General features: G+C 48.3%; 10 protein-coding genes. 6 read left to right on the top strand and 4 right to left on the bottom strand.

All coding sequences use genetic code 11. The features are described 5' to 3' along the window. Positions 1-25 precede the first annotated feature (25 nt). Complete coding sequence (locus ACQ5DJ_RS17900; RefSeq protein ID WP_429843657.1) at positions 26-2,200, top strand: peptidase domain-containing ABC transporter; 2,175 nt, start codon at positions 26-28, stop codon at positions 2,198-2,200. Here the strand turns inward: ACQ5DJ_RS17900 and ACQ5DJ_RS17895 are convergent. The 4 genes from ACQ5DJ_RS17895 to ACQ5DJ_RS17880 form a co-directional block, all read right to left on the bottom strand. Beyond that, positions 2,186-2,485, bottom strand: a complete 300-nt coding sequence (locus ACQ5DJ_RS17895) for a hypothetical protein (protein WP_429843656.1) — start codon at positions 2,483-2,485, stop codon at positions 2,186-2,188. The two genes, ACQ5DJ_RS17900 and ACQ5DJ_RS17895, sit on opposite strands and share 15 nt — an antisense overlap. A 153-nt stretch (positions 2,486-2,638) precedes the next feature. Next, a complete protein-coding gene (locus tag ACQ5DJ_RS17890; protein ID WP_106834475.1) occupies positions 2,639-3,754 on the bottom strand; it encodes an aminopeptidase in 1,116 nt (371 codons plus the stop codon). A gap of 96 nt (positions 3,755-3,850) precedes the next feature. Further along, the gene (locus ACQ5DJ_RS17885; protein WP_429843655.1) at positions 3,851-5,050 is read right to left on the bottom strand and encodes an iron-containing alcohol dehydrogenase; all 1,200 of its coding nucleotides are present in this window, start codon (positions 5,048-5,050) and stop codon (positions 3,851-3,853) included. Between the two features lie 93 nt (positions 5,051-5,143). Further along, on the bottom strand, positions 5,144-6,850 hold the full coding sequence (locus ACQ5DJ_RS17880) for a methyl-accepting chemotaxis protein (RefSeq protein WP_429843654.1): 1,707 nt from the start codon (positions 6,848-6,850) through the stop codon (positions 5,144-5,146). A 266-nt stretch (positions 6,851-7,116) separates the two neighbouring features. On the opposite strand from ACQ5DJ_RS17880, the gene purC reads away from it, so the two are divergent. The 5 genes from purC to purF are packed head-to-tail and all read left to right on the top strand — an operon-like array spanning position 7,117 to position 12,401. Continuing rightward, the gene (gene purC, locus ACQ5DJ_RS17875; protein ID WP_173618370.1) at positions 7,117-7,836 is read left to right on the top strand and encodes a phosphoribosylaminoimidazolesuccinocarboxamide synthase; all 720 of its coding nucleotides are present in this window, start codon (positions 7,117-7,119) and stop codon (positions 7,834-7,836) included. After that, positions 7,829-8,077, top strand: coding sequence for a phosphoribosylformylglycinamidine synthase subunit PurS (gene purS, locus ACQ5DJ_RS17870; RefSeq protein ID WP_007717324.1), 249 nt, complete (start codon positions 7,829-7,831; stop codon positions 8,075-8,077). The genes purC and purS overlap by 8 nt, the downstream gene beginning before the upstream one ends. Positions 8,078-8,081: 4 nt before the next feature. Then, positions 8,082-8,774 carry a phosphoribosylformylglycinamidine synthase subunit PurQ gene (gene purQ, locus ACQ5DJ_RS17865; RefSeq protein ID WP_429843653.1) on the top strand — a complete coding sequence of 231 codons (693 nt, stop codon included), beginning with the start codon at positions 8,082-8,084 and terminating at the stop codon, positions 8,772-8,774. Next, on the top strand, positions 8,755-10,998 hold the full coding sequence (gene purL, locus ACQ5DJ_RS17860) for a phosphoribosylformylglycinamidine synthase subunit PurL (RefSeq protein ID WP_429843652.1): 2,244 nt from the start codon (positions 8,755-8,757) through the stop codon (positions 10,996-10,998). Before purQ ends, purL begins: the two co-directional genes overlap by 20 nt. Further along, positions 10,983-12,401, top strand: coding sequence for an amidophosphoribosyltransferase (gene purF, locus ACQ5DJ_RS17855; RefSeq protein WP_429843651.1), 1,419 nt, complete (start codon positions 10,983-10,985; stop codon positions 12,399-12,401). The genes purL and purF overlap by 16 nt, the downstream gene beginning before the upstream one ends. Positions 12,402-12,410 lie beyond the last annotated feature (9 nt).

Here is a 12,410-nt window from a genome sequence, read left to right as displayed (position 1 = left end):
TTTGTTGGATATGGAGATGAGCGGTATGAATGATGAGAGGCAAGGTAAACAAGATCACCGATGGCGCGTACCATTCATTGAACAGATGCAGCAAACGGAGTGTGGGGCTTGCTGTTTGGCAATGATCATGCACTACTATAAGAGTAGTATAAGTATGTATGATTTACGTGAAGCGCTAGGCAGTGGACGTGATGGGACTAGTCTATTTCAGTTGAAGAAGACAGCAGAACAGCTTCAGTTTACAGCAAAATGTTATCAGTCAGATTTAGCATTGTTAGAGACGTTACAGTTACCATCTATTATTACTTGGGATGAACATCATTATGTAGTTTTAGAGCGAATCAAACATAAGAAAGATTCAAGTGAGAAGAAGTATACGATTATTGATCCTGCTATAGGACGCAAGCATTTGAATGAAGAATCATTTATGAGCCACTTTCATGGCTACGTGTTAGAACTTATTCCAACGGCAAACTTCGAGCGTGTTAAGGCAGCCAATGTCTGGACTACTATGTTCAGACTTATCCTTTCGAATAAACAATTGTTCGTTCTCGTATTTTTAGTAACTGCTGTCTTACAATTGTGTGCCATCGCAATGCCAATATTAATTCAGCAATTGATCGACAAGGTGATTATGCCTGCAAATACTACGATGATGAGTGTTATGGCACTGGGTATTATCATCATGTTAGTCACTTCATCTATGTTTACCTATATTCGGGGCAGAGTACTTATTACCATGCACAATGTGTTGGATTCATTGTTACAGATTAATTTTTTTCAACATTTGCTTAAACTCCCCTATAGCTTCTTTATGCTTCGTTCTATTGGGGATCTGCTATTTCGGGCTAACTCGTTGAATATGATACGTGAACTTATTTCTGGCAGTATCATTCGTGGGGTATTAGATGTATTGATGTTAATCGCTCTTTTCATATATATGTCGATACAATCTATTTCTTTGGCATTGTTAGTTGTTGCTTTATCCTTAATCAATATTATTGCAGTTGTATTCACTAAGAAGGTAATCGCTGAATGGAATCAGCGTCAGATTCTTGCAGGAACTAATGTACAATCCGTGCAAACGGAGATGCTATTGGGGATATTTCATATTAAGACGAGTGGTATTGAAGAGAGTATGTTTGAGAAGTGGCGACATCATTTCAAGAACTTACTTGATATTTATCGCAGTAAAGAGCGGATTACAAACGTACTCGTAACAATGACAAGTCTCTTACAGCTAGCAGCACCGCTTATCATATTGTGGTTGGGTGCATATCATGTCTTTGATGGAGTAATATCACTAGGAATGCTTATTGCGATTCAATCCATAGCAAGTCAGTTTTTTGGAGTAAGTGGTAGTTTGGTCGGAACAGTTAATAGCTTTATTCTCACAACTTCCTATTTAAAACGTGTTCAAGATGTACTTGATGCTCCAACTGAAGAGTTTGATGGTAGACTAAAAATAGAATTGACAGGGAAGATTGAATTAGAGAATGTATCCTATGCATATTCGAAGTTCTCTGAACAAACATTGTGTGATATTAGTCTGCAAATTAAGCCTGGTCAGAAGGTGGCGATTATTGGTCAATCTGGTGCAGGAAAGTCGACTTTAGTCAATTTGCTGATTGGCTTATTTGAACCAACAGCAGGTCGCGTTTGCTATGATGGCATAGATTCACAACATTTAGACATGCAGCATATACGGAAGCAGATTGGTACTGTGCCTCAGAGTATTTATCTATTTAATCGCAGTATCCTCGATAATATTCGATTTTCTGCAGATGAAGCAACAATAGAAGATGTGATGGAGGCAGCGAAAGCTGCTCAAATTCATGATGAAATCATGCAGATGCCGATGAAGTATCATACAATGATAAGTGAAATGGGGATGAATCTATCAGGTGGTCAACGGCAACGGATTGCATTAGCGAAGGCACTGCTAACTAAACCGACAGTCTTATTGCTTGACGAAGCCACAAGTTCACTTGATCATTTAAACGAAGAGAGAATTGATCGTTATTTGTCTGATATTGCATGCACACGCATCGTTATTGCTCATCGCTTAACTACTGTGATGAATAGTGATGTTATTCTTGTATTAGACCAAGGACGCATCAGTGCTATAGGGACACATGAACAATTATTGGAGAACTCAGCTTATTATCGACGCTACTATGGTGATCTAGCCGCAGTGTGAATGATTGCTCCCCTTTAAGTAGACAGGTGAAATAATCATGCCTGCTATTGAAGGGGAGCAGTTCACTTTCTGGATAGCCCCTTTGCTAATGATTTTTTCATCTGGATATTTCTGGGGTCGGGAAACTTGCTCGATCAGCTCATCTACGGCTTTAATGAAGAGAAAAGCATTTGCGGGCATGCGATACGATTGCAGTTCCTCACTAGGCTTCATCACGATATGACGAATGTCCAGCAGCTTTACTGGTGTCTGATTCCTTATTCTGATCATCTCTTGCCATTCCATAAAAACACCTCGAGACAAAAAAACGTTCAGAAGAGTAAATCTTACCATATCGTATACGAATCATTGCGTATAAAACTAGTTGTTGGTTTTTTACAGAGATAGAAAATGGGCTAGGGAACCTCATTCCCTAACCCATTTTTTCATTCATCTCATTTAAATCAAATTCTCCGGGTTCAAGCCTTCCAGCTCTGGTAACACAAAACGTCCGTCTTTTCTGATTAGCACATCGTCAAACCAGATTTCGCCGCCGCCGTATTCAGGGCGTTGGATTTGGACCAAATCCCAGTGAATGGAGGAGCGGTTGCCGTTGTCTGCTACTGTGTAAGCATTCCCTGGCGTGAAGTGGAAGCTGCCCGCGATCTTCTCGTCAAACAGGATGTCCAGCATCGGGTGGAGGATGTGCGGGTTGAAGCCGATCGCGAATTCTCCGATATAGCGTGCGCCCTCGTCAGTGTCGAGGATGTCGTTCAATGCTTTGGTGTTGGAGCTGGTCGCTTCCACGATCTTGCCTTCTTTGAAAGTAAACTGCACATCATTGAAGGTAATGCCGTTGTAGATCGATGCCGCATTGTAGAAAATCGTTCCTTCAACGGAATCGCGCACAGGAGCGGTGTATACTTCGCCATCAGGGATATTGCGTTTGCCGTCACATTTGATGGCATTGATTCCTTTAATGGAGAAGCGCAGGTCCGTTTTTGGACCGACGATGCGTACACGATCGGTGCGTTCCATCAGCTCCTTCAACGGAGTCATGGCAGCAGACATTTTCGCGTAGTCCAGATTGCAGACGGAGAAGTAGAAATCCTCAAAGCCTTCGAGACTCATTTTGGACAGTTGCGCCATTGACTTGTTCGGGTAGCGCAGTACCACCCAGCGTTTGTTCGGAACGCGCTCGTTCGTATGTACAGGTTGATACAGGACGCGAGCGTAAATGCCCATTTTGTCTTCCGGTACGTCGGCATACTCGTTGATGTTGTCGTAAGCGCGGATGGCGATGTATGCGTCCATGTCTTTCATTCGGTCATACTCGTATTTTGCCATCAGGGCCATGTGTTCTTCGCTCGTGCCTTGATAGAGTGCACGCATGACTTCCTGATCTTTCAAGGTGACCAAAGGCAGAGCCCCAACTGCAAATGATTCACGCACAAGTGCACGAACGAGTTCAGGTTGCAGGCCTGTATTTTCGATCAGAACTTTTTCGCCTTTTTGCAAATGGAGCGAGTAACGGACGAGACGGCTTGCCAGTTCATTAATGCGTGGATCTGCCATAGGTGGTAACCTCCGTAGTAAAATAATTTTGATTAATGATTAATTTGTATTATTACACAACTGAATGAAGGCTCGCCAGTGTGTTTGATGCTTCGATTACAGGCAAGCCTCGTAAATCGCGATCACATCGGATTCATTTAATTTTCGTGAGCTAGGCAGATACCCGATTCCGCGTCCGCCGATGCGAACTGCTTCTTCAGCCATTTGTGGCAACGATTGTTGGGTCACGCCGAAGTCAGACAGACGTTCTGTGATTCCCATGCGCTCATACCAATGACGAACGGCTTCAATCGTTGCTCGTGCTGCTTCGCCCTCGTCCTCCACGGTAACGCCAAAGCAATGACGTCCCATACGAGCTAGTCTCTCGGGACGGTCTTGCAAAATCACCTGTTCAAAATAAGGAAGGGACAGGATCGCCAGTCCACGACCGTGAGCCATATCGTAGATTCCGCTCAGCGGATGTTCAACACCGTGCAACGGCATACCAGCACCACGACCGCCAGCAGCGAATGGACTGATGCCTAGCGTGCTCGCCCACAAAAGGGTGGATCGTGCTTCTGCATGGTCTGGTTGCTGAATCGCAGTGATGGAGTGCTCGACGACGAGACGAATGAGTGTTTCGGAAATACCGTCCTGAACGTGGGTTCCTTCCGCGCTGATCAAATAGTTTTCAAACAGATGGGAAAAGATATCGGCGCAAGATTCCGCTGTGACACGAGCCGGAACGGTAAAGGTGATAGACGGGTCAAGAATGGCAATCTTCGGGTAAAGTGCTGGACCGTTGATCGAAGATTTTTCATGCGTGTCCCAATGAGTCAGGACGCTGATATGATTTGCTTCCGAACCTGTAGCGGCTACTGTCGGGACGGTCATGATCGGCAGTGCTTCCTGAACGGGTACCAGCAATTGACCAGAGCCGCTCGGATTTCCTCGCATGTAATCGTAAATTGGGCGTCCAGAAACGGCTGCTGCCGAAATCGCTTTGGAGGCATCCATCACGGAGCCGCCACCGATAGCCAGGATGAAGTCACACTGATGCTCACGAGCAAGAGCAGCTCCAGCATCAACCGTTGCCGTACGTGGATTCGGTTCGATTTTGTCAAAAACAATATACGCCACTTGAGCTTCCTGCAACAGAGTCTTGGCGCGGTCCAAAAGTCCTGTACGTTTGGCCGCATTGCCGCCTGTGACGAGCAATGCTTTTTGGCCCATCGATTTTGCTTCTTGGCCCAAACGTTCCAGTTCGCCCATGCCAAAGTAAATTTTGGTAGGAAAAGACACTTCAAATGGAAACATCTGAAATTCCTTCTTTCACGTATTGGTTGTACCACTGCCAAGTTTACCATAAACAAAAGAAAAGAGCCTGCCCGAGGGGGAGGCTCTACTTGTTCATGCAACGCGAAAGCGATCACTAATTTCTTGCAGCCGCTCAGATAAGGAAAGAAGCTCTGTTGCCAATTGACGTGATTTTTCAATGGAAGTGAGTTGTTCGCGCGAGGCGACCAGCATTTCTTCTGTGCTGCTTTTGGTCTCTTGGGAAATGGCAACAAACGCATCCAATGCCATATCTACGGTGTGCAAGCCTTCGGTTATGTCGGATAACCCCTCGTTGGCTATATGCAGCTCTCCGGTTGTCTGATCGACAGCCTGTCGAAGCTCAAGAAAAGCAGATGCAGCGTCTGAGAGCTTTTGCAGGCTTTGCTGAAGCTGTTCGGATGCTTCTGAGGTTTCGGAGGAAATCGCATAAGTTTGCTCCTGAACAGAGTCCATCAGCCGCGTGATTTCTAATGTGGCATTTTCCGACTCACTGGCAAGCTTGGCTACCTCGTTGGCCACGACAGCAAATCCGCGCCCGTATTCCCCAGCACGGGCCGCTTCAATACTGGCATTTAAAGCGAGAAGCTTGGTTTGCTTCGCCACGTTTTGGATGAGATGAACAACATCTCCAATGGATTCTGATTGTCGACGCAGGTCAGTCATGCGGGTGTCGACCTGTGTGTATGTGTGGGAAAAGCGGTTGATCATCGTGTTCAAGTCATCGATACGATTTTGTCCATTGTGGGTGACGGTCTGCATCTTTTCCCCCGCTTCAATCACAGAGAAAATACGCGCAAACAATCCGTCCATCGATTGCTTTATGTGCTGAAAAGAGGCGCTGGCGCCATCTGTTGAGGCAGCCGTTTGCTCGACACCTTGATTGACTGTATCGAGACGCAAAGACAGCATCGACGAACACTCGCCTGCTTCATCGGCTGTTTGCCTGATTGCAATGCCGCCTTTGTTCAGTTCTTCAAGCATGAGTTGGATCTCAGCAATAATCTCACACATTTGCTCAATCATGTGATTGAAGCTGTTTGAAATCCCACGAATCTCTGGACCCTCGTTTTGCAAATGGGAACGATGGGTGAGGTCGCCCGAGCTGACCTGTTGCATGGCCACAATCAACGTCTGAAAAGGCGCAGTTATCCCCTTTACGACCAGCAAGCAAAGCAACAAGGAAAGGACCAGACTAGCGAGAATGGTCATCACGATTATTTTGGTTATCTCTTGGAGAGGACCTAGATAGGACTCCTGCAAAACGTCAATGACGTAGATGTAGCTCTCCTCAGGAGAATGCGTAAAGGCTAGTGTATGTATGTGATCATCGACAGGGACATGAATCACGCCGAATCGCTCCGCCTCCATCCGCATCGCGATATCTTGCGGGATTTCAATAGCCCCCTTTGTCACTTTTTCAATGGGGTGAAAGGCTCCGTTTTTGACCAAATATTGCTGAAGTATCAAGCCTTCCTGAGACAGATTGCTTTCTTGTTGTTGCAATTCGTATTGTAGACGCTTTTGGAAGGCTTGCTCGTCGCTAGCGAAAGTGAACTTCAAGAGCGAAATTTTTTCAGTGGTTTTGTCCGTCTCTGAGTCAAGGCGGGACTCCATTTGCGAGATCATCGCCTTTTTTGCCTGGGTGTAAAAGGTCCAGCCAATCATGCTCGAAGAAATGAGCAGGATGCACAGCAGTGGGATCGTCAGCTTTGTACGGAGCGGCACTTGCCTGTGTAAGCGAGAAAAGGGAATGAGTAAATGGCGAAAGATAGCGTGCATCTCCAGTTGCCTCCTGATAAGTGGATGGTCGAAAAGTCCCGAGACTAAGGACTATTGTAATGAGGAGATATAAAGGCAGTGTGGAGAACATGTAAACGAATGTTAACATCTATAGTTCGGAAAATATGTGGTAAATCACGAACGTTTGTCGAAGTGTATTCCATCATTTTTCGTTGATAAATGCGTATGTTTGTGTTTTAATGTAGTTGAAACGTTCGTGAATTAACCGAAACTCAACCTTTTTGACTGGGAAGGTGACTCCTACGGTGGAAAAACAGGAACAACTCTACGAAGGTAAGGCAAAACGTATTTATCGGACATCTTTGTCTGATCAGTACTGGGTAGAGTACAAAGACGACGCAACAGCATTCAATGGAGAGAAACGGGCGCAAATCACCGGAAAAGGTGAGCTGAACAACCGCATTACGGCAATCTTTTTCACTATGCTGAAGGAGCGGGGCATCGACAACCATTTTGTCCGTCTGCTGTCCGCCACAGAGCAAGTTGTTCGCAAAGTAGAGATTATCCCTTTGGAGGTAGTCGTTCGCAATATCGCAGCAGGCTCATTGGCCAAGCGTCTTGGCATGGAAGAAGGGACTGTGCTCCCGCAGCCAGTTGTCGAGTTTTACTACAAGGATGACGCACTGGGAGATCCATTGGTGAATGCCTCCCATATCAAAGTGTTGGGGATTGCGAGCGAGAGTGACCAAGCGACATTGGAGCGCATGGGTCTTGCTGTAAACGAGGTCCTCGTGCCTTACCTGCGCGAGCGCAACATTACCTTGGTCGATTTCAAACTGGAATTCGGAAAAACAGCGGACGGGGAGATTCTCCTCGCCGATGAAATATCCCCGGATACATGCCGTTTCTGGGATTCGGTAACAAATGAAAAGCTCGACAAAGACCGCTTCCGCCGCGATTTGGGCAATGTGGAAGAGGCTTACAAAGAAATGCTTACGAGACTAGGAGGAGACGTACATGTTTAAAGCTGTTGTTTATGTAACATTGCGCGAGAGTGTTTTGGACCCGCAAGGACACGCTGTAAAAGGTGCTCTGCACACCTTGGGTTTTGATGAAGTAAACAATGCGCGCATCGGGAAGTACATGGAGCTGGAATTGAACACATCTGATCGCGCGCAGGCAGAAGAACGTGTACGTGAAATGTGCGAAAAGCTGCTGGCCAATACGGTGGTAGAAGACTATCGCTTTGATATCGTGGAGGGCTAAGGACATGCGAGTAGCCGTTATCGTCTTTCCAGGCTCGAACGCCGACATTGATTTGTTTAACGCAGTTGAAGACATAATGGGAGTGCCAGTGGATTACGTATGGCATTCCGATACGGATCTTTCTAAATATGATGCGATTCTCTTGCCAGGTGGATTCTCTTATGGAGATTATCTGCGCTGTGGTGCAGTCGCTCGTTTTTCACCCGTCATGGAGCAAGTGGTGAAGGCAGCAGAAGAAGGTAAGCTGATCATGGGAATCTGCAACGGCTTCCAGATCCTGACCGAAGTCGGGTTGTTGCCAGGAGCACTCTTGCGCAACCGTTCACTGAAATTCCGTTGCAAGCTGTCCGAATTGCGTGTAGAAAACAACGATACCTCCTTTACCCGTGATTTCGCGGCAGGGGAAGTCATCCAAATTCCGATCGCACACGGCGAAGGAAACTACTACTGTGATGAAGAAACGCTGGCGAAGCTTAAAGCGAACAATCAGATCGTTTTCCGCTATCATGGCGAGAATCCGAATGGTTCACTGGAAGACATCGCAGGCATTTGCAACGAACGAGGAAACGTACTTGGCATGATGCCTCACCCGGAGCGTGCCGTCCACTCTTGGATGACTTCCGATGACGGACGCCGCATGTTTACCTCGATCCTGAAGACTTGGAGGGAGCAGAACAGTGTCACAACTCACGCATAAAGAACCGACAGCCGAACAAATTGCCGATCAAAAACTATACAAAGAAATCGGTCTGACTGACGAAGAATATCAGCGTGTCGTAGAAATTCTCGGCCGCAAGCCGAACTGGACCGAGACTGGTCTCTACAGTGTCATGTGGTCGGAGCATTGCTCCTACAAAAACTCCAAGCCTGTCCTACGTCGTTTCCCGACAAAAGGACCTCGCGTTTTGCAAGGACCAGGGGAAGGTGCGGGTATTGTCGACATCGGTGACAATCAGGCGGTTGTATTCAAAATCGAAAGCCATAACCACCCATCTGCGATCGAGCCGTACCAAGGGGCTGCGACTGGTGTGGGCGGTATCATCCGTGACGTATTCTCGATGGGCGCGCGTCCGATTGCGCTGCTCAACTCGCTTCGATTCGGGGAGCTCAAATCTCCTCGCGTCAAATATTTGTTCGAAAACGTCGTAGCAGGTATCGCAGGCTACGGGAACTGCATCGGGATTCCGACTGTGGGTGGCGAAGTGAATTTCGACCCTACGTATGAAGGCAATCCGCTTGTCAACGCTATGTGTGTCGGCTTGATCGACCACGAAAAGATTCAAAAAGGGGTAGCGTCCGGTATCGGCAACCCTGTTATCTACGTTGGTTCCAGCACAGGGCGCGACGGTATTCACGGAGCGACCTTTGCGTCTGAGGAGCTCACGGAAGAGTCGGAGAAAAAACGCCCGGCGGTACAAGTCGGCGATCCATTCATGGAAAAGCTCCTGCTGGAAGCGTGCCTGGAGCTGATCGACACGGGTATCGTTGTCGGAATTCAGGACATGGGAGCGGCTGGCTTGACCAGCTCCAGCTCCGAGATGGCGTCTAAGGCGGGCAATGGTATCGAAATGAATCTGGACCTCGTACCACAGCGTGAAGCTGGCATGTCTGCATACGAAATGATGCTGTCTGAGTCTCAGGAGCGCATGCTCGTCGTCGTGGAAAAAGGCAAAGAGGCAGAAGCGATCGCGATTTTTGACAAATGGGGTCTGGCGTCCGCGGTAGTTGGAAAAGTAACGGAAGACAGCAAGCTGCGCCTGGTGCATCAAGGTGAAGTAGTAGCCGAAGTGCCGGTAGACAGCTTGGCAGATGATGCGCCTGTTTACCATCGTCCATCTGCGGTGCCAGCTTACTACGAAGCAAACGCGAATGTAGATGCAGTGGCTGCAATCAGTGAACCGAAAGATCTGAATGTTACGCTGAAAAGCTTGCTGGCTCAGCCAACAGTGGCGAATAAAGCGTGGGTATACGAGCAATACGATCATATCGTGCGTGCAAACACAGCTGTAAAGCCTGGTTCTGACGCTGCTGTTGTCATGGTGCGCGGTACTCGCAAGGCTCTTGCCATGAGTACGGATTGCAACGGTCGCTATGTATACCTCGATCCAAAAGTGGGCGGTGCCATTGCGGTTGCAGAATCTGCACGCAACGTCGTCTGCTCCGGTGCAGAACCGCTGGCGATTACGGACTGCTTGAACTTCGGAAGCCCGGAAAAGCCTGAGGTATTCTGGCAATTTGAAAAATCGTGCGAGGGCATGAGCGAAGCGTGCGTAGCACTTGATGCTCCGGTCATCGGCGGAAACGTATCCTTTTACAATGAACGCAGCGGTGACGCGATCTATCCAACCCCAACGGTGGGAATGGTTGGCTTGATCACCGATGTTGACCATATTACGACCCAGGATTTCAAAAACGAAGGCGACGCGATCATCCTGTTGGGCGAGACCTTCGCTGAGCTGGGCGGCAGTGAGTATCAAAAGATGGCTACCGGCAGCATTTCCGGACGTCCTCCACAAATCGATCTGACCAAGGAAGCGGCAGTACAAAAGCTGGTTCTCACAGCGATTCGCCAAGGACTGGTGAACTCCGCACACGATCTGTCCGAAGGCGGTCTGGGTGTTGCACTGGCTGAATCTTGCTTCGGCAAAGGCTTCGGGGCGCAGGTGGCTCTTACGTCCGAGCTGCGTACTGACGTGCTCTTGTTCAGTGAATCTCAATCTCGCATCTTGCTCAGTGCTTCTGGGGAGCAGGCGGCGGCGATTCTCGCATTGGCAGGTGAACATGGCGTACCTGCTGAAAACATCGGTACGGTCGGCGGCGATCGTCTAGTAGTGAACGTGAACGGTACAGAAGCGATCAACGCTTCGACTCAAGAGGTGAAAGCAGCCTGGAAGGATGCGATTCCATGTTTGATCGGCTAATCTGGGACAAATTGAACGAAGAATGCGGCGTCTTTGGCATCTACAACCACAAAGAAGCATCCCAATTGACCTATCTGGGTCTGCACGCCCTTCAGCATCGCGGTCAGGAGAGCGCAGGTATCTGCGCCTCCGACGGCGAGAAATGGTATAAGCACCGCGGAATGGGTCTCGTGTCAGAGGCTTTTGGCAAGGGCGATCTGGAGAAGTTCAGCGGTCATATTGCGATTGGTCATACCCGTTATACGACTGCTGGTTCGAGCAAGATTGAAAATGCCCAACCGCTCTTTTTCCGCTATGCACAAGGCAGCATGGCAGTTGCCCACAACGGGAATCTCGTGAATGCCGCTGTGCTTAGAAAAGAGCTGGAAGCAAAAGGCTCCATTTTCCAGACGACCAGTGACACAGAAGTGATCGCGCATCTGATCGCCCGCTCTGAATGCAAGGATTTGCCGGGAGCGGTAAAGGACGCCCTGCAATACATCAAGGGAGCGTACGCGCTTCTCGTCATGAACGAGAATCAGCTCGTGATCGCCCTCGATCCGAATGGCTTGCGTCCGCTGTCATTGGGACGACTCGGAGATGCGATCACCGTCGCGTCTGAGACTTGTGCGTTCGATATCATTGGCGCCCAATATTGGCGTGATGTGCAACCAGGTGAGCTGATCGTCATCGACAAGGATGGCATTACCGAAAGCAAGTATACGGAAACGACACAACGGTCGATTTGTACGTTTGAATACATTTATTTTGCCCGACCAGACAGTGATATCGACGGAATCAATGTCCATATGGCGCGCAAACGTCTGGGGAAGCAACTGGCATTGGAATCCGCGATTGATGCTGATGTTGTTACAGGTGTACCGGATTCGAGTATCTCTGCGGCTATCGGATTTGCAGAAGCGACAGGAATTCCGTACGAAATCGGCTTGATCAAAAACCGCTATGTTGGCCGTACCTTCATTCAGCCGAGTCAGGAGCTGCGTGAACGAGCTGTCTATCTCAAGCTGTCTGCGGTTCGCAAGGTAGTGGAAGGCAAGCGCGTAGTCATGATTGACGACTCCATTGTTCGCGGTACGACGAGTAATCGGATCGTTCGCATGCTGCGTGAGGCTGGCGCCAAAGAAGTGCATGTGCGTATCAGCTCTCCGCCTGTTATGAATTCTTGCTTTTACGGCATCGACACCTCATCGCGTGAGGAACTGATTGCGGCGACCAAATCGGTTGAGGAAATTCGTCAAATCATTGAGGCTGATTCGTTGTCGTTCTTGTCTGTCGAAGGAATGATCGATGCAATTGGCCGCACCGATGCGGTTCCCAATAGAGGACACTGCCTCGCATGCTTTAACGGAGAATATCCGACAGAGATTGAGTTCGAAGAAGCGCTACCTGCGCTTAAATGCTAACAGTGCTAC

The sequence above is a fragment of the Brevibacillus sp. FIR094 genome, from assembly GCF_050477165.1.
GTDB lineage: Bacteria > Bacillota > Bacilli > Brevibacillales > Brevibacillaceae > Brevibacillus.
The sequence above is the reverse complement of the archived record's forward strand: the minus strand, read 5'-3'. Positions and strand labels throughout refer to the sequence as shown.

Excerpts from the sequence above, each read along its gene's own strand:
- ACQ5DJ_RS17900 (WP_429843657.1), top strand. The coding sequence starts at position 26 with ATGAATGATGAGAGGCAAGGTAAACAAGATCACCGATGGCGCGTACCA.
- ACQ5DJ_RS17895 (WP_429843656.1), bottom strand. The coding sequence starts at position 2,485 with ATGGAATGGCAAGAGATGATCAGAATAAGGAATCAGACACCAGTAAAG.
- ACQ5DJ_RS17890 (WP_106834475.1), bottom strand. The coding sequence starts at position 3,754 with ATGGCAGATCCACGCATTAATGAACTGGCAAGCCGTCTCGTCCGTTAC.
- ACQ5DJ_RS17885 (WP_429843655.1), bottom strand. The coding sequence starts at position 5,050 with ATGTTTCCATTTGAAGTGTCTTTTCCTACCAAAATTTACTTTGGCATG.
- ACQ5DJ_RS17880 (WP_429843654.1), bottom strand. The coding sequence starts at position 6,850 with ATGCACGCTATCTTTCGCCATTTACTCATTCCCTTTTCTCGCTTACAC.
- purS (WP_007717324.1), top strand. The coding sequence starts at position 7,829 with ATGTTTAAAGCTGTTGTTTATGTAACATTGCGCGAGAGTGTTTTGGAC.
- purQ (WP_429843653.1), top strand. The coding sequence starts at position 8,082 with ATGCGAGTAGCCGTTATCGTCTTTCCAGGCTCGAACGCCGACATTGAT.
- purF (WP_429843651.1), top strand. The coding sequence starts at position 10,983 with ATGTTTGATCGGCTAATCTGGGACAAATTGAACGAAGAATGCGGCGTC.